14 protein-coding genes and 3 rRNA genes are annotated in these 22,122 nt (G+C 66.8%); 6 read left to right on the forward strand and 11 right to left on the reverse strand.

The features are described from left to right. Window positions 1-3 precede the first annotated feature (3 nt). From HED23_RS30905 to HED23_RS30925, 5 genes are read left to right on the forward strand one after another with little or no spacing between them, the layout of a single operon-like run. Window positions 4-1,209 (forward strand): glycerophosphoryl diester phosphodiesterase membrane domain-containing protein, encoded by a 1,206-nt coding sequence (locus HED23_RS30905; RefSeq protein ID WP_203186620.1) that lies wholly within the window; start codon window positions 4-6, stop codon window positions 1,207-1,209. Between the two features lie 4 nt (window positions 1,210-1,213). After that, the gene (locus HED23_RS30910; protein ID WP_203186621.1) at window positions 1,214-1,906 is read left to right on the forward strand and encodes a DUF4129 domain-containing protein; all 693 of its coding nucleotides are present in this window, start codon (window positions 1,214-1,216) and stop codon (window positions 1,904-1,906) included. Next, window positions 1,903-3,135, forward strand: coding sequence for a DUF4350 domain-containing protein (locus tag HED23_RS30915; RefSeq protein WP_203186622.1), 1,233 nt, complete (start codon window positions 1,903-1,905; stop codon window positions 3,133-3,135). The genes HED23_RS30910 and HED23_RS30915 overlap by 4 nt, the downstream gene beginning before the upstream one ends. Then, the gene (locus HED23_RS30920; RefSeq protein ID WP_203186623.1) at window positions 3,132-4,151 is read left to right on the forward strand and encodes an AAA family ATPase; all 1,020 of its coding nucleotides are present in this window, start codon (window positions 3,132-3,134) and stop codon (window positions 4,149-4,151) included. Before HED23_RS30915 ends, HED23_RS30920 begins: the two co-directional genes overlap by 4 nt. A gap of 10 nt (window positions 4,152-4,161) precedes the next feature. Next, on the forward strand, window positions 4,162-5,475 hold the full coding sequence (locus HED23_RS30925) for a DUF58 domain-containing protein (RefSeq protein WP_203186624.1): 1,314 nt from the start codon (window positions 4,162-4,164) through the stop codon (window positions 5,473-5,475). Window positions 5,476-5,981: 506 nt separating this feature from the next. Here HED23_RS30925 and rrf read toward each other — a convergent pair. From rrf to HED23_RS30945, 4 genes are all read right to left on the reverse strand, one after another. Beyond that, window positions 5,982-6,098, reverse strand: a 5S ribosomal RNA gene (rrf, locus tag HED23_RS30930). A gap of 79 nt (window positions 6,099-6,177) precedes the next feature. Beyond that, a 23S ribosomal RNA gene (locus HED23_RS30935) occupies window positions 6,178-9,302 on the reverse strand. A 303-nt stretch (window positions 9,303-9,605) separates the two neighbouring features. Then, window positions 9,606-11,131, reverse strand: a 16S ribosomal RNA gene (locus HED23_RS30940). The 16S, 23S and 5S rRNA genes sit together here, the layout of an rRNA operon. A 703-nt stretch (window positions 11,132-11,834) precedes the next feature. Continuing rightward, the gene (locus HED23_RS30945) at window positions 11,835-12,842 is read right to left on the reverse strand and encodes a stage II sporulation protein M (RefSeq protein ID WP_203186625.1); all 1,008 of its coding nucleotides are present in this window, start codon (window positions 12,840-12,842) and stop codon (window positions 11,835-11,837) included. 119 nt (window positions 12,843-12,961) lie between these two features. Between HED23_RS30945 and HED23_RS30950 the strand changes: the two genes are divergently transcribed. Continuing rightward, on the forward strand, window positions 12,962-13,900 hold the full coding sequence (locus HED23_RS30950; protein WP_203186626.1) for an RDD family protein: 939 nt from the start codon (window positions 12,962-12,964) through the stop codon (window positions 13,898-13,900). 250 nt (window positions 13,901-14,150) lie between these two features. On the opposite strand, the gene HED23_RS30955 is transcribed toward HED23_RS30950, so the two are convergent. From HED23_RS30955 to HED23_RS30985, 7 genes are all read right to left on the reverse strand, one after another. Then, window positions 14,151-14,783 (reverse strand): hypothetical protein, encoded by a 633-nt coding sequence (locus HED23_RS30955; RefSeq protein WP_203186627.1) that lies wholly within the window; start codon window positions 14,781-14,783, stop codon window positions 14,151-14,153. Between the two features lie 124 nt (window positions 14,784-14,907). Next, window positions 14,908-16,365 (reverse strand): adenosylhomocysteinase, encoded by a 1,458-nt coding sequence (gene ahcY / locus HED23_RS30960; RefSeq protein WP_203186628.1) that lies wholly within the window; start codon window positions 16,363-16,365, stop codon window positions 14,908-14,910. Between the two features lie 262 nt (window positions 16,366-16,627). Then, complete coding sequence (locus tag HED23_RS30965) at window positions 16,628-17,620, reverse strand: cation diffusion facilitator family transporter (protein ID WP_203186629.1); 993 nt, start codon at window positions 17,618-17,620, stop codon at window positions 16,628-16,630. Window positions 17,621-17,707: 87 nt separating this feature from the next. Continuing rightward, window positions 17,708-18,898 carry a mannose-6-phosphate isomerase, class I gene (manA, locus tag HED23_RS30970; RefSeq protein ID WP_203186630.1) on the reverse strand — a complete coding sequence of 397 codons (1,191 nt, stop codon included), beginning with the start codon at window positions 18,896-18,898 and terminating at the stop codon, window positions 17,708-17,710. 55 nt (window positions 18,899-18,953) lie between these two features. Next, window positions 18,954-20,090, reverse strand: coding sequence for an SIS domain-containing protein (locus tag HED23_RS30975; protein WP_203186631.1), 1,137 nt, complete (start codon window positions 20,088-20,090; stop codon window positions 18,954-18,956). 40 nt (window positions 20,091-20,130) lie between these two features. Continuing rightward, window positions 20,131-20,313, reverse strand: a complete 183-nt coding sequence (locus HED23_RS30980) for a Trm112 family protein (protein ID WP_203186632.1) — start codon at window positions 20,311-20,313, stop codon at window positions 20,131-20,133. Between the two features lie 423 nt (window positions 20,314-20,736). After that, window positions 20,737-22,104 carry a phosphomannomutase/phosphoglucomutase gene (locus HED23_RS30985; protein WP_203186633.1) on the reverse strand — a complete coding sequence of 456 codons (1,368 nt, stop codon included), beginning with the start codon at window positions 22,102-22,104 and terminating at the stop codon, window positions 20,737-20,739. Between the last annotated feature and the right edge of the window lie 18 nt (window positions 22,105-22,122).

A 22,122-nucleotide genomic window follows, 5' to 3' on the forward strand; every position in this document is an offset into this window, starting at 1 on the left:
ACGATGAACGACTCTCCGGGCTGGGCTTCGCCCGGATCCGCCCCCTCCGACGGCCAGGAGACGGGCATCCCCAAGCCCTCCTCGCCCGTGGACGGAAACGCCGCCGGACAGTGGTCTCCCGCACAGCCGCCTCCAGGGCAGTGGTCCCCGCCCGGCGCCCCCGGCAACGGCCCAGGCGCGCCCCCACCCGCTCCGGGCTGGGGCGGCATGCCACAAGGGCCGGGGTGGGGACGTGCCCCCATGGCCGCGAAGCCCGGGGTGATCCCGCTCCGTCCTCTCGGGGTCGGCGAAATCCTCGACGGCGCGGTGTCCACCATGCGCACCCACTGGCGCACGGTGCTCGGTATCAGCCTCACCGTCTCCGTGATCGCCGAGATCGTGATCATTCTCGTGCAGCGCTACCTCCTGCCCGAGCAGGAGTCGATCGACCCGAACGCGACCGGCGCGGAAGCAATCCGCCAGGCCACCGACTCCGCGCAGTCGCAGCTGATCACCAGCGCACCGAGCACGCTCATCGCGATGATCGCCACACTCTTCACCACCTCGATCCTCACCGTGGTGATCAGCCGCTCCGTACTGGGCCGTGGCGTAACACTCTCCGAAGCATGGTCCGAGGCCCGGCCCCGGCTTCTTCCGCTTCTCGGGCTGACCCTTCTGCTGAGCCTGATGAGCGCCGCGATCATGGCAGCGGGCCTTCTTCCGGGCCTGGCACTGGGCAGCGGGGCCGGCGGGATCGCGCTCACTTTCCTGGGCTTCCTCGCCTCCTGTGCCGTCGTTCTCTGGCTGATGATCCGCTTCACGCTCGCAGCACCGGCACTCATGCTGGAGCGCCAGCCCGTACTCACCGCGCTGCGCAGGTCCGCCAAGCTGGTCAAGGGCAACTGGTGGCGGACCTTCGGCATTCTGGCCCTCACCTACCTGCTGGTCATCGTCCTGACCTTGATCATCACGATCCCGTTCGGCATCATCGCCGTGACCATGGACAGCGACGGCCTGAGCGAGTTGCTCAACGGCAGCGCGGCAGACTTCGGCTGGCCCTTCCTCATCGTCACGGGCATCGGCGACGTGATCATCTCGACGCTCGCCTACCCGTTCACCGCGGGAGTGATGGCCCTGCTCTACGTCGACCAGCGCATCCGCCGCGAGGCCCTCGACCTGGACCTCGCCCGGGCCGCCGGCGTGCCCGGCTACGACAACCCCAGGAGCTGATGCGGTGACGGGGCCGGGGGGCACCAGCACGGCAGTACGACTCATCCGGGCGGACGTGGACATACCCGTGGACACTCCACGCGTCCCCGCCCGGGAAGCGGCGCAGGACGAACTGTCCGACCCGATGTACCACGAGCACGACCCGAACCTTCTCGAACGCGGCCTCGACCACTTCTGGGACTGGATCGGTGACCTCTTCGCCGGCGCCGCCGGGGCAGCCCCCGGCGGCCCGCTCGGGCTCGTCGTGCTCGTGCTGGCCGTCGTCGGCCTGGTCGCCGCGCTGTGGTGGAGGCTCGGCACACCTCGGCGTGCCGCCCCGAACCCGGAGGCACTCTTCGGCAGCACCACCCGCAGCGCTGCGGACCACCGCACCGCGGCCGCCGCACACGCCGAAGCCAATCGCTGGACCGAGGCCGTCCAGGAACGGATGCGCGCCCTCGTCCGCTCCCTGGAGGACCGGGCCGTACTCGACCCGCGCCCCGGCCGCACCGCGGACGAGGCGGCCGCCGAAGCCGGCCGGCTGATGTCCGCGCACGCCGACCGACTCCGCGCCGCCGCCCGGGCCTTCGACGACGTCACATACGGAGGCCGCACCGCCGACGCGGCTGCGTACCGGACCCTGTGCGCCCTTGACCTGGACATCGAGGCCGCCAAGCCCCTGCTGACCACCGACACAGCCCCAGGAGCTGCCGGATGACCGCAACCGCGGCCGCTCCCACCACATCCGCGTCCCGTACCCCGCAGCAGATCTGGCATCGCGTCCGCGGGCTGCTGCTGGCCGTTCTCATCCTCGTCGTCGCCGGGGTCGCTATCGCCGCCGCCCGCTCGGGCGGCCAGCACGGCCGACTCGATCCCCGCTCCGCGGATCCGCACGGCGGCCGGGCAGTCGCCGAACTCCTCAAGGACCGCGGTGTGTCCGTCGACATCGCCACCACGCTCGACGAGGCCACCGGTGCTGCCGGCCCCGATACCACCCTGCTCGTCGCAGGCCCCAACATGCTCACCGCTCACCAGCAGCGGCGCCTTTACGCGGCGACTGCCGACTCCGCCGGCCGTACCGTCCTCATCGCACCCGGCAGCCCCTCCGTGGCCCGGCTCGCCCCTGGAGTGCACGCGGAATCGCACGGGCCGGTGGCCGCCCTTACCCCACGTTGTGAACTCCCTGCAGCACGCGCCGCGGGAACCGCCGACATGGGTGGCATCCACTACGCGTCGGCTGCGCGCGGCACAACCGCCTGCTACCCGGACGACGACGGGCACGCGTCCCTCCTCGTTCTGCCGGGACAAGGAGCAGGCGACACCGTGTTGCTCGGTTCCCCCGACCTCCTCTACAACGACCGTCTCGACCAGCAGGGCAACGCATCGCTCAGCCTGCAACTCCTCGGTTCCCACCCGCATCTCGTCTGGTACCTCCCCTCACTCGACGATCCCTCCGCCGCCCAAGGCGGCAGAGGCAGTCAGGACGACAGCAGCGACGACGGAGCCGAAGGAGAGAGCGGATTCATCAGCCTCATCCCCTCGGGCTGGCTCTGGGGCACCCTTCAACTGGCCCTCGCCGCCGTACTCGCCGCGATCTGGCGCGGCCGCCGCTTCGGCCCCCTGGTCACCGAGCGACTGCCGGTAGCCATCCGGGCCTCCGAGTCCGTCGAAGGACGGGCCCGGCTCTACCGCAAGGCAGACGCCCGGGACCGCGCCGCAGACTCACTGCGCTCGGCCACGCGGACCCGCGTCTCCCCCCTCCTCGGTGTGTCCCCCCGTGACGCCGATTCCCCCGCTGTGCTCCTGCCCGCTGTCGCCGCACGCCTCAGCAAGCCGGGCACCGACCTCGGCCTCCTCCTCTTCGGCCCGGCCCCGGCCGATGACGCCGCGCTTGTCCTCCTGACCGATCAACTCGACGCCCTCGAAAGAGAGGTACGCACTTCATGAGCGCCCCGACCCCGGAGACCGCTGAGCTTCCGGCAGCCGCAGCGACCCTCGCGACCCCCGTGGATTCCGACAGTGCCCGCGCATCCCTGGAAGCGCTGCGCTCCGAGATCGCCAAGGCCGTGGTCGGCCAGGACTCGGCGGTCACCGGCCTGGTCGTCGCTCTCCTCTGCCGGGGCCATGTGCTTCTGGAAGGCGTACCCGGCGTCGCAAAGACCCTTCTGGTCCGCGCACTTGCCGCATCCCTCGAACTGGACACCAAGCGCGTCCAGTTCACCCCCGACCTCATGCCGAGCGACGTCACGGGCTCACTCGTCTACGACGCCCGTACCTCCGAATTCTCCTTCCAGCCAGGACCGGTGTTCACCAACCTGCTGCTCGCCGACGAGATCAACCGGACCCCTCCCAAGACACAGTCCTCCCTGCTGGAGGCCATGGAGGAACGTCAGGTGACCATCGACGGGTCTCCCCGACCGCTTCCCGACCCCTTCCTGGTGGCGGCCACTCAGAACCCTGTCGAGTACGAGGGCACCTATCCGCTGCCCGAGGCCCAGCTGGACCGCTTCCTCCTCAAGCTGACAGTCCCCCTGCCCTCACGCGAGGACGAGATCAACGTGCTCACTCGCCATGCGGAGGGGTTCAACCCTCGCGACCTCAACGCAGCAGGCCTACAGCCCGTGGCCGGACCTGCCGACCTCGAAGCGGCCCGTGCCGCCGTCGGCCGAACCTCGGTTTCCCCCGAGATCGCCGCCTACGTCGTGGATATCTGCCGTGCCACTCGTGAATCCCCCTCGCTCACTCTCGGCGCCTCCCCCCGAGGAGCCACCGCTCTGCTCTCCACCGCCCGGGCCTGGGCCTGGCTCACGGGCCGGGACTATGTCATCCCGGACGACGTGAAGGCCCTCGCTCTGCCCACGCTCCGTCATCGCATACAGCTACGGCCGGAAGCGGACATGGAGGGAGTCACCGCAGACTCCGTCATCACCGCTGTACTCGCCCACGTCCCCGTCCCCCGGTGAGGCGGTGACCATGGCCCTCACCGGACGGGCCGCCCTGGTGGCGGCATTGGGGTCACTCCCCGTAGGCATTCTGGCCCCCAGCTGGACAGGCATGCTCGCGGTCAATGTCCCGCTCTCACTGGCAATTCTGTGCGACTACGCCCTGGCCGCGCCAGTGCGCACGCTGCGGTTCACCCGATCCGGTGATACATCCGTTCGACTCGGTGACACCGCGACCATGCAACTCACAGTGACCAACCCGTCCTCCCGACGGCTCCGCGCCCAGCTCCGGGACGCCTGGCCACCCAGCAGCTGGACGTCGGAGACCGAACAGACCTCGTCCCGCCACCAGTTCGCCGTACCTGGAGGGGAGCGCATCCGACTCACCACATTTCTGCGCCCCTCACGGCGTGGAGACCGCCGAGCCGACCGCGTCACCGTCAGGTCGTTCGGCCCCCTCGGCCTGGCGGCCCGCCAGGGATACCATCGCGTGCCCTGGACGGTCAGGGTGCTGCCTCCCTTCACGAGCCGGAAGCATCTGCCTTCGCGGCTCGCACGACTGCGTGAACTCGACGGCCGCACCAGCGTGCTCACGCGCGGAGAAGGCACGGAGTTCGACAGCCTGCGCGCCTACGTGCCGGGAGACGACACCCGTTCCATCGATTGGAGGGCCACCGCACGCCAGTCCGCGGTCGCCGTGCGTACCTGGCGCCCCGAGCGCGACCGCCACATCCTCGTCGTCCTGGACACCGGCCGCACATCAGCAGGCCGAGTGGGCGACGTGCCCCGTCTCGACGCCGCCATGGACGCGACCCTGCTCCTCACCGCTCTGGCCACCCGCGCGGGCGACCGCGTGAACCTGATCGCATACGACAGGCGTGTCCGAGCACAGGTGCAGGGCAAAGCAGCTGGAGGGGACGTCCTGTCGTCCCTCGTCAACGCTCTGGCCACGCTGGAGCCTGAACTCGTCGAGACAGACACACGTGGGCTCAGCACAGCAGCACTGGCGAACGCGCCCCGCCGCTCACTGATCGTCCTGCTCACGAGCCTGGACGCCGCACCTGTCGAGGAGGGCCTCCTGCCGGTTCTCCCCCAGCTCTCCCGACGCCACACAGTTCTGGTCGCAGCGGTTGCGGACCCCCATGTCGAGGCGATGACCGGTGCCCGGGGCTCAGTGGACGCGATCTACGAGGCCGCAGCCGGCACGCAGGCACAGGCCCAACGCCGACGCACTGCGGACCAGCTCCAGCATCATGGCGTCACGGTCGTCGATGCCGCACCCAACGACCTCGCACCCGCACTGGCAGACGCCTACCTCGCGCTGAAGGCCGCAGGACGGCTGTAGAAGGCGCAAAAGGCGAGAACCCAGCAGGTCACGTCTCAGTGCAGAGCGTGCCTCCGAATCCGATCCGGCTGCCATCCGTGTCGTGATGGATCGCCCTGCGCGCGCCATTCGGATCGATCTCACGCTTCGTGGGCTCCTAGCCCCGGCCGGCGATCTCGGCAACGACGGTGTCCAGGTCATCGACAAAGAAAATGTGCAAGGTGGCGTGGCTGCGTACAGCGGTTCCTGCTCGATGGCCATTGCCGTGTGCTCTGCCGGCTCCCACAAAGCCTGTGCCTCAATGTCTGTGCCTCCGTGTCACTCGGCAACGAAGGTCGGCTGACAGCCGAGCAACTGCTGGCACAAAGCGGCCACTGTCGGGTAGCCCTTTCAACGGAATCCCCGAATAAATGCCGATCGTCATGACGGGCAGACGGGGCCCGACGCCTCAGTTCCAGGGCGGCAGAGGAGCCCGGAACGCAGAAAAGCCCCGTGCCACAAGGGCACGGGGCTTTCCCGGAATAATTGTTCGGCGGCGTCCTACTCTCCCACAGGGTCCCCCCTGCAGTACCATCGGCGCTGAAAGGCTTAGCTTCCGGGTTCGGAATGTAACCGGGCGTTTCCCTAACGCAATGACCACCGAAACACTATGAAATTAACCAACACCGGAGAAAAACACGGCCGTTCGTTATTTCAGAACTAACACAGTGGACGCGAGCAACTGAGGACAAGCCCTCGGCCTATTAGTACCAGTCAGCTCCACCCGTTACCGGGCTTCCACATCTGGCCTATCAACCCAGTCGTCTACTGGGAGCCTTAACCACTCAAGGTGGTGGGAATACTCATCTCGAAGCAGGCTTCCCGCTTAGATGCTTTCAGCGGTTATCCTTTCCGAACGTAGCCAACCAGCCATGCCCTTGGCAGGACAACTGGCACACCAGAGGTTCGTCCGTCCCGGTCCTCTCGTACTAGGGACAGCCCTTCTCAATATTCCTACGCGCACAGCGGATAGGGACCGAACTGTCTCACGACGTTCTAAACCCAGCTCGCGTACCGCTTTAATGGGCGAACAGCCCAACCCTTGGGACCGACTCCAGCCCCAGGATGCGACGAGCCGACATCGAGGTGCCAAACCATCCCGTCGATATGGACTCTTGGGGAAGATCAGCCTGTTATCCCCGGGGTACCTTTTATCCGTTGAGCGACAGCGCTTCCACAAGCCACTGCCGGATCACTAGTCCCGACTTTCGTCCCTGCTCGACCCGTCGGTCTCACAGTCAAGCTCCCTTGTGCACTTACACTCAACACCTGATTGCCAACCAGGCTGAGGGAACCTTTGGGCGCCTCCGTTACTCTTTAGGAGGCAACCGCCCCAGTTAAACTACCCATCAGACACTGTCCCTGATCCGGATCACGGACCCAGGTTAGACATCCAGCACGACCAGAGTGGTATTTCAACGACGACTCCACAACCACTGGCGTGGCCGCTTCAAAGTCTCCCACCTATCCTACACAAGCCGAACCGAACACCAATATCAAACTATAGTAAAGGTCCCGGGGTCTTTCCGTCCTGCTGCGCGAAACGAGCATCTTTACTCGTAGTGCAATTTCACCGGGCCTATGGTTGAGACAGTCGAGAAGTCGTTACGCCATTCGTGCAGGTCGGAACTTACCCGACAAGGAATTTCGCTACCTTAGGATGGTTATAGTTACCACCGCCGTTTACTGGCGCTTAAGTTCTCAGCTTCGCACACCCGAAAGTGCACTAACCGGTCCCCTTAACGTTCCAGCACCGGGCAGGCGTCAGTCCGTATACATCGCCTTACGGCTTCGCACGGACCTGTGTTTTTAGTAAACAGTCGCTTCTCGCTGGTCTCTGCGGCCACCCCCAGCTCACCGAGTAAATCGGATCACCAGTGATGGCCCCCCTTCTCCCGAAGTTACGGGGGCATTTTGCCGAGTTCCTTAACCATAGTTCACCCGAACGCCTCGGTATTCTCTACCTGACTACCTGAGTCGGTTTAGGGTACGGGCCGCCATGAAACTCGCTAGAGGCTTTTCTCGACAGCATAGGATCATCCACTTCACCACAATCGGCTCGGCATCAGGTCTCAGCCTTAACGTGTGACGGATTTGCCTACCACACGGCCTACACCCTTACCCCGGGACAACCACCGCCCGGGCTGGACTACCTTCCTGCGTCACCCCATCGCTTACCTAGTACAAGTCTGGTTCGTCGGCTCCACCACTACCCTCAACTCCGAAGAGATCGGGCCGGCTTCACGGACTTAGCATCGCCTGATTCAGTATTGGGCGTTTCAAAGCGGGTACCGGAATATCAACCGGTTGTCCATCGACTACGCCTGTCGGCCTCGCCTTAGGTCCCGACTTACCCTGGGCAGATCAGCTTGACCCAGGAACCCTTAGTCAATCGGCGCACACGTTTCTCACGTGTGTATCGCTACTCATGCCTGCATTCTCACTCGTGAACCGTCCACAACTCGCTTCCGCGGCTGCTTCACCCGGCACACGACGCTCCCCTACCCATCCATACTCCCGTTGGGGATATGTGTATGAATGACACGACTTCGGCGGTACGCTTGAGCCCCGCTACATTGTCGGCGCGGAATCACTTGACCAGTGAGCTATTACGCACTCTTTCAAGGGTGGCTGCTTCTAAGCCAACCTCCTGGTTGTCTCTGCGACTCCACATCCTTTCCCACTTAGCGTACGCTTAGGGGCCTTAGTCGATGCTCTGGGCTGTTTCCCTCTCGACCATGGAGCTTATCCCCCACAGTCTCACTGCCGCGCTCTCACTTACCGGCATTCGGAGTTTGGCTAAGGTCAGTAACCCGGTAGGGCCCATCGCCTATCCAGTGCTCTACCTCCGGCAAGAAACACACGACGCTGCACCTAAATGCATTTCGGGGAGAACCAGCTATCACGGAGTTTGATTGGCCTTTCACCCCTAACCACAGGTCATCCCCCAGGTTTTCAACCCTGGTGGGTTCGGTCCTCCACGAAGTCTTACCTCCGCTTCAACCTGCCCATGGCTAGATCACTCCGCTTCGGGTCTAGAGCGTGCAACTCAATCGCCCTATTCGGACTCGCTTTCGCTACGGCTTCCCCACACGGGTTAACCTCGCTACACACCGCTAACTCGCAGGCTCATTCTTCAAAAGGCACGCAGTCACGACTGCATGTGCAAGCACACACAGCGACGCTCCCACGGCTTGTAGGCACACGGTTTCAGGTACTATTTCACTCCGCTCCCGCGGTACTTTTCACCATTCCCTCACGGTACTATCCGCTATCGGTCACCAGGGAATATTTAGGCTTAGCGGGTGGTCCCGCCAGATTCACACGGGATTTCTCGGGCCCCGTGCTACTTGGGTGGTTCTCAAGCAAGCCGTTGATGTTTCAGCTACGGGGGTCTTACCCTCTACGCCGGACCTTTCGCATGTCCTTCGCCTACACCAACGGTTTCTGACTTGCCGACCAATCGGCAGATTGATCAAGAGAACTCCCACAACCCCGTATACGCAACCCCTGCCGGGTATCACACGCATACGGTTTGGCCTCATCCAGTTTCGCTCGCCACTACTCCCGGAATCACGGTTGTTTTCTCTTCCTGAGGGTACTGAGATGTTTCACTTCCCCTCGTTCCCTCCACACTGCCTATGTGTTCAGCAGCGGGTGACAGCCCATGACGACTGCCGGGTTTCCCCATTCGGAAACCCCCGGATCAAAGCTTGGTTGACAGCTCCCCGGGGACTATCGTGGCCTCCCACGTCCTTCATCGGTTCCTGGTGCCAAGGCATCCACCGTGCGCCCTTAAAAACTTGGCCACAGATGCTCGCGTCCACTGTGCAGTTCTCAAACAACGACCAGCCACCCATCACCCCACCCTTACAGGTGAGTGCACTGGGGCCGGCAACCAAAGGAACAGACTCAACGAGCCCGTACCTTCAGATACCCAACAGCGTGCCCGACCCGACCGATCACTCACCACGTTCCACGCCGAAGCAGTACTAGCAATGACCAACCTGTCGTGCCGAATAGTCAACGTTCCACCCATGAGCAACCAGCACCGAACATTCGCCGGTGTACTGGCCTCTGACCAAGCGAACCTGGTAAGAAGTGCTCCTTAGAAAGGAGGTGATCCAGCCGCACCTTCCGGTACGGCTACCTTGTTACGACTTCGTCCCAATCGCCAGTCCCACCTTCGACAGCTCCCTCCCACAAGGGGTTGGGCCACCGGCTTCGGGTGTTACCGACTTTCGTGACGTGACGGGCGGTGTGTACAAGGCCCGGGAACGTATTCACCGCAGCAATGCTGATCTGCGATTACTAGCAACTCCGACTTCATGGGGTCGAGTTGCAGACCCCAATCCGAACTGAGACCGGCTTTTTGAGATTCGCTCCGCCTCGCGGCATCGCAGCTCATTGTACCGGCCATTGTAGCACGTGTGCAGCCCAAGACATAAGGGGCATGATGACTTGACGTCGTCCCCACCTTCCTCCGAGTTGACCCCGGCAGTCTCCTGTGAGTCCCCATCACCCCGAAGGGCATGCTGGCAACACAGAACAAGGGTTGCGCTCGTTGCGGGACTTAACCCAACATCTCACGACACGAGCTGACGACAGCCATGCACCACCTGTATACCGACCACAAGGGGGGCACCATCTCTGATGCTTTCCGGTATATGTCAAGCCTTGGTAAGGTTCTTCGCGTTGCGTCGAATTAAGCCACATGCTCCGCTGCTTGTGCGGGCCCCCGTCAATTCCTTTGAGTTTTAGCCTTGCGGCCGTACTCCCCAGGCGGGGAACTTAATGCGTTAGCTGCGGCACCGACGACGTGGAATGTCGCCAACACCTAGTTCCCAACGTTTACGGCGTGGACTACCAGGGTATCTAATCCTGTTCGCTCCCCACGCTTTCGCTCCTCAGCGTCAGTAATGGCCCAGAGATCCGCCTTCGCCACCGGTGTTCCTCCTGATATCTGCGCATTTCACCGCTACACCAGGAATTCCGATCTCCCCTACCACACTCTAGCTAGCCCGTATCGAATGCAGACTCGGGGTTAAGCCCCGAGCTTTCACATCCGACGTGACAAGCCGCCTACGAGCTCTTTACGCCCAATAATTCCGGACAACGCTTGCGCCCTACGTATTACCGCGGCTGCTGGCACGTAGTTAGCCGGCGCTTCTTCTGCAGGTACCGTCACTTTCGCTTCTTCCCTGCTGAAAGAGGTTTACAACCCGAAGGCCGTCATCCCTCACGCGGCGTCGCTGCATCAGGCTTTCGCCCATTGTGCAATATTCCCCACTGCTGCCTCCCGTAGGAGTCTGGGCCGTGTCTCAGTCCCAGTGTGGCCGGTCGCCCTCTCAGGCCGGCTACCCGTCGTCGCCTTGGTAGGCCATTACCCCACCAACAAGCTGATAGGCCGCGGGCTCATCCTTCACCGCCGGAGCTTTTAACCCCGTCCCATGAGGGACAGAGTGTTATCCGGTATTAGACCCCGTTTCCAGGGCTTGTCCCAGAGTGAAGGGCAGATTGCCCACGTGTTACTCACCCGTTCGCCACTAATCCACCCCGAAGGGCTTCATCGTTCGACTTGCATGTGTTAAGCACGCCGCCAGCGTTCGTCCTGAGCCAGGATCAAACTCTCCGTGAATGTTTTCCCGTAATCGGGATCACAACACGAGAGCGGAACAACCAGGTCGGAATATGACCGGTTGTTCACAGCGTCCTCGCTGTTGTTGCCTACCCGACCCGAAGGACCGGTAGGACTTTTCAAAGGAACCACCAACCTGCATGAAGCAGGCCGGGGTATCAACATATCTGGCGTTGACTTTTGGCACGCTGTTGAGTTCTCAAGGAACGGACGCTTCCTTCGGTCCCGTTTCACCGGGGCCCTCCGGGCGCTTCCCTTCGTTCTTGCGTTTCCGACTCTATCAGACTCTTTCGTGTCCGATTCCCGGTCGAAGCGGGTTACTGCTTGTTTCGCTTTCCGGTTCTTCGCTTTCGCGTTTCCCTTTCCGGCGATTCCAACTTTACCAGACCCTTTTCCGTTCCGTTTCCGGTCCGAATTTGAATCAGGTGACCCATGGAGAAGGCCTTTGCCTTTCGGCTGACTCGACTTTATCAGAAGCAATTCGGCCGAAGCGAATCCGGCTTCTTGCTTGAAAGAGAAGAATCAATCGGCTCTGCGAGGATCACGTCCCCTGCAAGAGCGAGATGAACTCTAGACGTTCCCAAGCAAGCTGTCCAGCTTGCTGGAACCGTTAAAATCTACCTCTCCACGCAGACTGTGTCAACAGTCTTTGTGGGCGAACTGAAGACTAGCAGGTCAGAGCCCTCGCTCGCACATCGGGCCCTCAGGCCGCAGCAGGAAGCTCCGCGCTGCGCCCCTCGGCCTCAAGATCTCCTGTGTTCCCCGCTCGGGCCGCCCGGCCTCCGAGGACATAGACGTAGGCGAGAAAGGCCAGCTCAGCCACGACACCAATGGTGATCCGGGCCCAGGTGGGGAGGCCCGACGGGGTGACGAAGCCTTCTATGACTCCGGAGACGAACAGGACCAGGGCCAGGCCGATGGCCATGCCTATCGCTGCTCGGCCCTGCTGCGCCAGGGCCGAGCGCCGGGTGCGTGGCCCCGGGTCGATGACCGTCCATCCGAGACGGAGGCCTGTGCCCGCTGCGACGAACACCGCGGTGAGCTCGAGCAGCCCGTGTGGCAGGACGAGTCCGAGGAAGGTGTCCAGACGGCCGGCGGAGGACATGAGGCCGATACCCACGGCGAGGTTCAGCACGTTCACGAAGAGGATGTAGATCACCGGTATGCAGAGGAACGCGCCCAGCACCAGACACATGGCAGCCGCCTGAGCGTTGTTCGTCCAGACTTGGGCGGCGAACGAGGCAGCCGGATGGCTGGAGTAGTACGTCTCGTACTCACCGCCGGGGCGGGTCAGAGCTCGCAGGTCCTCCGGAGCCCCGATCGACGCCTGGACCTCCGGATGCGCGCCGATCCACCAGCCGATGAGAGCCGCCAGGAGTGTGGAGAGCACCGCCGTGGGAATCCACCAGTGCCGCGAGCGGTAGACGGCCGCGGGGAAGCCGGCGGTCAGAAAGCGGGCGGCGTCCCGCCACGAAGCACGGCGTGTCCCGGTCACGGTCGAGCGCGCACGGGCCACGAGCTGGGTGAGGCGCGCGGTCAGCAGGGGGTCCGGGGCGCTGGACTGGATCAGGGACAGATGGGTGGCGGTGCGTTGGTACAGAGCGACGAGTTCATCCGCCTCTTCACCTGTCAGGCTGCGCCCTCGGTGCAGAAGATGGTCCAGGCGGTCCCACTCGATGCGGTGGGTGGTCACGAAGACGTCGAGATCCATGGTCGGCTGCTGCTCCAGGCATGGGTGCGTACGGGTCCGTACTACGGCGGTGCGCTGCGGGTCAGCTTGGCAGACTGTGGTCCCGAGGGGCAGGGAAGGGCGGCGAGGGGTGGGCGGCGATGAATGAACTCGTGACCGGAGACGCGGTGGTGTTGGGTGTGCAGCCTGCGAGGCTGCCCAGCCGGGCGTTGGCGATCACCATCGATCTTGCGGTGCTTCTGACCGTATTCGTTCTGTTGTCCGTCGGCCTGGCCGTGGCGACCGTGACGCTCGACGAGGCCGCGACCGCCGCCATCGCGGTCGCCACGTTTCTTCTGGTGCTGGTGGGCGGGCCGGTCGCGGTCGAGACGCTGACCCACGGGCGTTCGCTCGGAAAGCTTGCCTGCGGGCTTCGTGTGGTGCGGGACGACGGCGGGCCGATCCGCTTCAGGCACGCGCTCGTGCGGGGAGCGATGGGCATGGTCGAGATTCTGGGAACGTTCGGAGTCGTGGGCTGCGTCGCCTCTCTGGTGTCCGCCCGGGGCCGTCGGCTCGGTGACGTGTTCGCGGGAACGCTGGTCGTACGTGAGCGGGTCCCGGCCGGGCGGTCCTTCGCTGTGCCGCCGCCACCGCCCTGGCTCGTGGGACGTTTCGCGCAGCTGGACCTCTCCGGCGTGCCGGACGGTCTCTGGCTGGCGATTCGGCAGTACCTGACTCGGATGAACCAGCTCGATGCCACGGTGCGCGGGTCCATGGCCGAGCGCTTGTCCACCGACCTTGCCGCGCATACGGGTGCTCCGGCACCGCAGGGCGTTCCGGCGGCCGCCTACCTGGCGGCTGTGGTGAACGAGCGACAGACACGGGACGTCCGGCGGGTGACCGCGGGAGCGGGCCGCGCCGGCAGGGTGCCGGGAGCCCTGCCCGTACCGGTGCACCGGGCGTTCTCCGGTGACCGGGAGGTGGCGGCCTGGCAGGTCGGGCCCGGCACGCCCACGGTGGTTCCCCCAACCACTACGGCGGCCGAGGTCAAGGGCTCGGCAGACGGACCGGCTCCGACAGGATTCGCCCCGCCCGCCTGAGCGTAGGACAGGCTCAGCCCGGGATCACCTGAGCCGGAGCGGGCCCGGGCGTCAGACAGCTCGGCATCAGACGGCCCGGCATGGGACAGCTGGGGCACAGGACAGCCCGGGCGTGAGCCGGCTCGGCCCCCCGGACCCCGCCCCCGTGAGCGCCGCCCGCTCGGCCACGCGCTGTCGCCCGGCCCGGTGTGGGGCCCCGGTCCGCATCGGCGTGCGGCCTCGCGCTCCGTCCGTCCCGAGCCCGTCCGTCTCATGCCCCGTCCGTCGGGCGGGGCATGGCCGAGGGTGGGGATTCGAGGTGCTCGAGCTCGATGCCCGGCGCTGCCAGCACCACGTCCCCTGCGATGTGCACGATGTGCTGATCACCGGTGTCCAGTGCGTTGACCTGGTATTCGTCCACGACCAGAGGTCCGTTGTCAGTGGCGTGCGCTTCACTGTTCAGCAGTGACCAGGACTGGTCGACGGTGCGGGGGGCGAGAACCGGGTCCGTGAAGGTGACCAGACGGACGCGGGTCGCGGGGGAACCGGGGGTGAGGCGAAGGAGCCGAGCGGTGGAGACGAGGAAGGCGGGGGATGTGCCGGAGAAGGTATGGGCGCGGACATTGCCTTCGGTGGCATGGGTGCCGGTGGGATCGGTCCGTACCCAGGTGACCCCGTCGAGGGCGGCGCCGCGGATCTGCCAGCTGGCGGCGTGCAGTTCGAGGCGGATGGGGCGGCCGAGCTCGTCCAGGGCCAGATCGACGGAACCCAGGTGGGCACCCGAGGGGCCCGTGGTCTGGGAGACGTAGCGCCAGCCGGAGGGGCCGGGCGCGCAGTGGAAGTGTTCTTCGCCGAGGGGGGTGTGGTCGTGGACATCGTGGAGCGAATAACGGCCGCGGGGCATGGGGTCCTTCGGGTTCCTCGGGCTGTGCGGGTGCGGTACGGGGCAGGCCCCCGACACGGGGGTGCGGGGGCCTGCGCTCGGACCTGCTGCTGAGAGCTGTGCCGGCCGTCGGCCGACGGCCGGCTCAGTAGCGGTAGAGGTCCGACTTGTACGGGCCGTCGACCGGGACGCCGATGTAGTCGGCCTGCTCCTGGCGCAGGGTCGTGAGCTTCACGCCCAGCGAGTCGAGGTGGAGCCGGGCGACCTTCTCGTCCAGGTGCTTCGGCAGCACGTAGACATCGGTCGGGTACGCCTCGGGCTTCGTGAACAGCTCGATCTGGGCCAGGGTCTGGTCCGCGAACGAGTTGGACATGACGAACGAGGGGTGACCGGTGGCGTTGCCGAGGTTCAGCAGACGGCCCTCGGACAGCACGATCAGGACCTTGCCGTCCGGGAACTTCCAGGTGTGGACCTGCGGCTTGACCTCGTCCTTGACGATGCCGTCGATCTTCGCCAGGCCGGCCATGTCGATCTCGTTGTCGAAGTGGCCGATGTTGCCGACGATCGCCTGGTGCTTCATCCGGGCCATGTCGGAGGCCATGATGATGTCCTTGTTGCCCGTCGTCGTGACGAAGATGTCCGCGGTCTCCACCACGTCGTCCAGCGTCGTGACCTGGTAACCGTCCATCGCTGCCTGCAGGGCGCAGATCGGGTCGATCTCCGTGATGATCACCCGGGCGCCCTGGCCGCGGAGGGATTCGGCGCAGCCCTTGCCCACGTCGCCGTAGCCGCAGACGACGGCGGTCTTGCCGCCGATCAGGACGTCGGTGGCGCGGTTGATGCCGTCGATCAGCGAGTGGCGGCAGCCGTACTTGTTGTCGAACTTCGACTTGGTGACCGCGTCGTTGACGTTGATCGCCGGGAAAAGGAGGGTGCCGTCGCGGTGCATCTCGTACAGCCGGTGCACACCGGTCGTGGTCTCCTCGGTCACGCCGCGGATCTCGGACGCCAGCTGGGTCCACTTCTGCGGTGCCTCGCCGAGGGTCCGGTTCAGCAGGGTGAGGATGTAGGCGTACTCCTCGCTGTCCGCGGTCGACGGGTCCGGGGCCTCGCCGGCCTTCTCGAACTCGACGCCCTTGTGGACGAGGAGGGTGGCGTCACCACCGTCGTCGAGGATCATGTTCGGGCCGCCGGTGGGGGTGTTGGGCCAGGTCAGGGCCTGCTCCGTGCACCACCAGTACTCCTCCAGGGTCTCGCCCTTCCAGGCGTAGACCGGGACGCCGGCGGGGGCGTCCGGGGTGCCGTTCGGACCGACCGCGATCGCTGCGGCGGCGTGGTCCTGGGTCGAGTAGATGTTGCAGGAGGCCCAGCGGACCTCGGCACCCAGGGCGACGAGGGTCTCGATGAGCACCGCGGTCTGCACGGTCATGTGCAGGGAGCCGGTGATCCGGGCACCCGCCAGCGGCTGGGCGTCGGTGTACTCCTTGCGGATCGACATCAGGCCGGGCATCTCGTGCTCGGCGAGGGTGATCTCCTTGCGCCCGAAGGCGGCGAGAGAAAGGTCGGCGACCTTGAAGTCCTGGCGATTGGCGGCCGTCGTCATAACGGGCTGCTCCTCGTAGTGGGTCGAGGGTGGACTGGCTGGCTCTGCGGCGGCCACGGGCACACGAATGCCCGGGCGATCCGCAGTGCAGTCCGTCGGAGGCCCTCTCTCCCTCGGCCGGCCCGCTTCCGCGAACCGATCGACCGCCATCAGCAGCGACGTCTGGTACTCCCCCGAATCTACACCGAACGGCCCAGTGAGCCCCAGCCCGCCTGGGCGGCGGAGTGGGTCGCTGGGCCGTTCGGGGCCGATCTTCAGCGGATCAGTGGCCGGATCCCGCCGGTGCGTCGGGCGACCCGGGGCCGGCCGGGGCCTTGCCCGGGTTGGAGCCGGCCGCGGCTGCCGCCTCGTCGTAGATGTCGGGCTCGAGGTAGATGACCCGGGCGATCGGGACGGCGTCGCGGATCCGGTTCTCGGCGGCGTTGATCGCTTCCGCGACCTCGGCGGCGGACTCCTCGGCCCGCACCGCGATCTTGGCGGCCACCAGCAGCTCCTCGGGGCCGAGGTGGAGCGTGCGCATGTGGATGATGCGGGTGACGGTGTCGCCGTCGACAACCGCGGCCTGGATCTTCTCGACGTCCTCGACGCCGGCCGCCTCACCGAGGAGCAGCGACTTCGTCTCGGCGGCGAGAACGATCGCGATCACGATCAGCAGGATGCCGATGCACAGGGTGCCGATGCCGTCCCACACACCGTTGCCGGTGCCCAGCGCCAGTCCGACGCCGCCGAGGGCCAGGATCAGACCGACGAGCGCGCCGAGGTCCTCGAGGAGGACGACGGGAAGTTCGGGGGCCTTGGCCCGGCGGACGAACTGTGTCCAGGACAGCTTGCCGCGCGTCGCGTTGGACTCGGCGATGGCCGTACGGAAGGAGAAGCTCTCGGCGATGATCGCGAAGACCAGCACACCGACCGGCCAGTACCAGGCCTCGATCTCGTGCGGGTGTTTGATCTTCTCGTAGCCCTCGTAGATCGCGAACATGCCACCGACCGAGAACAGGACGATGGAGACGAGGAAGGCGTAGATGTAGCGTTCGCGCCCGTACCCGAAGGGGTGCTGAGGCGTCGCCTCCCGCTGGGCCTTCTTGCCACCGAGCAGCAGGAGTCCCTGGTTGCCCGAGTCCGCCAGCGAGTGGACGCTCTCCGCCAGCATCGACGACGAGCCACTGAAGAGGAACGCCACGAATTTGGCCACTGCGATCGCGAGGTTGGCGGCTAGAGCCGCCACGATCGCCTTGGTTCCGCCTGACGCGCTCATGGGTGCCTGGTGTCCCTTCATCGGTGCTGCGGCTCGGACGCCGCGGTACGGCCGGACATTGTTGCAGCCGCCGGGGCAGACCGTACGTCAGACCACCACGGTCGCGCGGAACAGCGTTCCCGTACCGGTGACTTCGACTGTTTCGTCCGCCGGGACGAACACGGACTCGCCGGGTGCTAGGGCGATCTCCCCCGCCCTCGGAGTGCCTGCCGTGCACAGCAGGATCTGCGGGGTGGCGGCAGTGAGGTCGACGGAGGCGCCACCGGGCGGCAGGACGTAACGCGACAGCCTGAATTCGTCGACCGGCGTCTCGTACAGCTCCTCGCCGCTGGGGGCGGCCTCGGGGCGCAGGATGCCGGGCTCGGTGGCTTCGAAGCGGACGATGCGCAGCAGTTCGGGCACGTCGATGTGCTTGGGGGTGAGACCGCAGCGCAGCACGTTGTCGGAGTTGGCCATGATCTCGACACCCAGGCCCCCGAGGTAGGCGTGCGGCACGCCCGCGCCGAGGAACATCGCTTCGCCGGGCTGGAGTTGTACGTAGTTCAGCAGCATGGCCGCGAGGACGCCCGGGTCGCCGGGGTAGTGGTGCGCGATCTGGGCGTACGGGGCGTGGGCGCCGCCGAGCCGTTCCGCGGCCTCCGCCGCCTCGGCGACCGTGTGAGCCATCTCGTCGGGGTCGGCGGTGAGGATCGCCGTGAGGACCTCACGCAGTGCCCCGTCCTCGGGCCGGGCGCGGAGCAGGTCGACGTAGGGCTTCAGGGAGTCGACGCCGAGGGCCGATATCAGGTCGGCGGCCTCGGCCGGCCTGCGGAAGCCGCACAGCCCCTCGAAGGGCGTGAGCGCGCAGATCAGCTCGGGCTTGTGGTTGGCGTCCTTGTAGGTGCGGTGCGGCGCGTCGATGGGGACGCCCCGGCGCTCCTCGTCCTCGAAGCCCTGCTGGGCCTGCGTGAGGTCGGGGTGGACCTGGAGGGACAGCGGGGCACCGGCTGCGAGCAGCTTGAGCAGGAAGGGCAGTCGGGGGCCGAAGGCTCGGACGGCAGCGGTACCGAGTTCACGCTCGGGGCCGGCCGCGATGACGTCCGTGAGGGACTGCTCCCCCGTCCCGGAGCCAAGGGTCCCCTCACCGGCTGCGCGGGTGAGGCGCGAAGGGGCTCCGGGGTGGGCTCCCATCCACATCTCGGCCTGCGGTTCGCCGGTCGGGGCTGTGCCGAGCAGTTCGGGGATGGCTGTGGTGGACCCCCAGGCGTAGGGGCGCACGGTGTTGGAGAGCCGGTCCATGGAGATTCGTCCTCGTGGGATGCGCGGGGCGTGGTGCCCGGGGGGAGTCGGGCCGTCAGGCCCGGTTGTCGGAGGCCAGGGAGGCGTAGACGGCGGCGAAATCGGTGACCGCGAGGAGCTCGGCGAGGGCTTCGAGCTCGCTTCCCTCCTCCGGTTCCAGTTCGCTGATGGCGGTGTCGTGGCTCAGGGCGAGCTCGCGTGCGGCCGGGCTCGCGGTCAGGCCGCCGGCGGGCCGGTCGCGGAGCAGGACGACGCGGGCCCTCATGGCTTCGGGCTCGTCCACCCGGTCGCGGAAGAAATCGTCGGGGTCAGCCCCTGCGGCGAATGCTCCGGCGAGCAGTCCTCCGTGGGACGGCAGCGCCTCCGGCAGCTCGGCCACGAGGGCCGGGCGCCCGGCGAGCTCGGCCAGAACAGCGGCGAAGCGACGTCCGACGGGGCCGGCGGCCTCTCCCTCGGTCCAGACGAGGGGCAGGCTGTCGGCGAGTTCCGCGGCGAGGGTCTTGGCCGGGTTGCTGTACGTCGCGATGGCCGGCCCGCAGCGCTCGGCGGTGCGGTCGAGGCGGTCTGCGACCTTCTGCAGCGTGTCCGGGGGCGCGTCGATCAGGCCGACCCTGTCCAGCAGGGCGAGCAGCGGGGTGAGCAGGGCCCAGAGCGTGCCGGGTCCCGCAGCAGAGGTCTCGGCGTCGTACTCACCGTGCGGGGCGGCCGCCATGGGCACGACGAGTCCGTGGACCCCGTCGACGGCTTCGCGCAGCGGGGAGCGGACGGGTGCGACGGCGACGACGGTGCAGCCGCGGCGGTACGCCTGCTCGGCGAGCAGCGCGAGACCGGGTTCCGAACCGTCGGCCGTGGCGATGAGCAGCAGGTCCACGGATCCTGCCCAGCCGGGCAGTGCCCAGCGCAGCGCTCCGGCCGCCGCCGCGACCCCGGTGGGGCGGATGGCGGTGACGGGTGCCGATGCGCCGGCGAGGGCGCCGATCAGGTCTGCGACCCCGGACGCGGCGGTGCCGGGCCCCGCGACGAGGACGGCCCGTGGCCGGCCTTCGGGGGCCAGGGCGCCGATTCCGGCCTCGGCTGCATGCCGGGTGGCGGTGCGGACTCGGGCTCCGGCCTCGGCGGCGCCGCGCAGCAGCCCTCTCCGGTCGGCTCGGGCCAGGGCGTCCGGTGCGTCGAGCAGCGACTCGTCGAGCATGGTGGTGGGCCTCCGATCACCGTGCTGATCAGGGTGCGGGTTACGCGGGGCGGCGGGCCTCGTCGACGAGGAGTACCGGGATGCCGTCACGTACCGGGTAGGCGAGACCGCAGTCCGTGCCGGTGCAGACCAGCTCGGGACTCTCGGCTGCGGACCGGTCGTCGAGCCCTGCGTGGCAGGCCGGGCAGGCGAGGATCTGCAGAAGGCCGGCTTCGAGCGGCATGGGGTGGGTCCCTTCGGGCATGCGGTGCGGATCCGGTCCTGACCCCGTTCGGGTCCCCGGAGCTTGGAGCGTGGTCAGCCTACCGCCGGGCCGAGAGGGTCGCGGCCCGGCAGACGCCGCACGACGGGGCATGCGTCGGGCGGCATGCACTCGGCGGGCGGGGCGGTACGGGTCGTGGGTGCCCGCAGCGCGGGTGCCCACGACGCGCGCCGGTCACACCCGCGCGCCACACCCAACCCGGTCACACACGCTGGCCACACCCGCGCGCCACACCCACCGGTCGCACGCGCCGGTCGCACCCGGGCGCCACACCCGCCGGTCACACGCGCGGGTCGCACCCGCCGGTCACACCCGCGCCCCACACCCGCCGGCCACACGCGCGGGTCGCACCCGCCGGTCACGCGCGCCGATCGCACTCGTCCGTCACGCGCGGACGACCGTGAGGACCTCGTCGCGGACCGCTGCCATCGTCCTCTCGTCCCGGGCCTCGACGTTCAGACGCAGCAGTGGCTCGGTGTTGGAGGCGCGGAGGTTGAACCACCAGTCGGTGCCGGTGACCGTGAGTCCGTCGAGCTCGTCGAACCGCACGTCGTCGCGCTTGTCGTACGCCACCCTGATCGCGGCGAGCCTGCCTGCCTGGTCGGCCACGGTGGAGTTGATCTCGCCTGATCCCGCGTAACGGTCGTAGCGGTCGAGGAGCCCTGACAGCGGCCCCTCCTGTCCGCCTAGCGCGGCGAGGACGTGGAGGGCGGCGAGCATGCCCGTATCGGCGTTCCAGAAGTCGCGGAAGTAGTAGTGCGCGGAGTGTTCGCCGCCGAAGATCGCGCCGTGCTCGGCCATCTCGGCCTTGATGAAGGAGTGTCCGACGCGGGTACGGACGGGGGTTCCGCCGCTCTCGCGTACGACCTCGGGGACCGACCAGGAGGTGATCAGGTTGTGGATGACGGTGCCCTTGCCGCCGTTACGGGCCAGCTCGCGGGCGGCGACCAGGGCCGTGATCGCGGACGGGGACACGCCCTCGCCGCGCTCGTCGACGACGAAGCAGCGGTCCGCGTCGCCGTCGAAGGCGAGGCCGAGGTCGGCGCCCTCGGCCAGGACACGGGCCTGAAGGTCGACGATGTTCTTCGGGTCGAGGGGGTTGGCCTCGTGGTTGGGGAAGGTGCCGTCGAGCTCGAAGTACATGGGTACGAGGTCGAGGGGGAGGCCCGCGAAGACGGTGGGGACGGTGTGGCCTCCCATGCCGTTGCCCGCGTCCACGACGACCTTGAGCGGCCGGATCCCGTCGAGGCCGACGAGGCCCAGCAGGTGTGCGGCGTAGTCGGTGAGGGTGTCGCGTTCGGTGACCGTGCCCGGGGCGGTGGCGGTGGTGGCGGGGAGGCCGTGCTCCGACCACTGCTCGACCAGCGTGCGGATCTCGGTCAGGCCGGTGTCCTGGCCCACGGGCGCCGCCCCGGCGCGGCACAGCTTGATGCCGTTGTACCGCGCCGGGTTGTGCGAGGCCGTGAACATCGCTCCGGGCAGGTCCAGCGCCCCGGACGCGTAGTACAGCTGGTCCGTCGAGCAGAGCCCGATGAGGGTGACGTCGGCGCCGCGCGCCGTCGCACCGCGGGCGAAGGCGGCCGCCAGACCGGGCGAGGACGGCCGCATGTCGTGGCCGATCACGATGGCGTCCGCGTCGGTGACCTGGACGAAGGCGGCGCCGAACAGTTCGGCGAGCGGCTCGTCCCACTGGTCGGGCACGACTCCGCGCACGTCGTACGCCTTCACGAGCTGCGACAGGTCAGCAACCACGGCCGGTCCTCCTGGGGT

It is taken from the genome of Streptomyces pratensis, from assembly GCF_016804005.1.
Classification (GTDB): domain Bacteria; phylum Actinomycetota; class Actinomycetes; order Streptomycetales; family Streptomycetaceae; genus Streptomyces; species Streptomyces pratensis_A.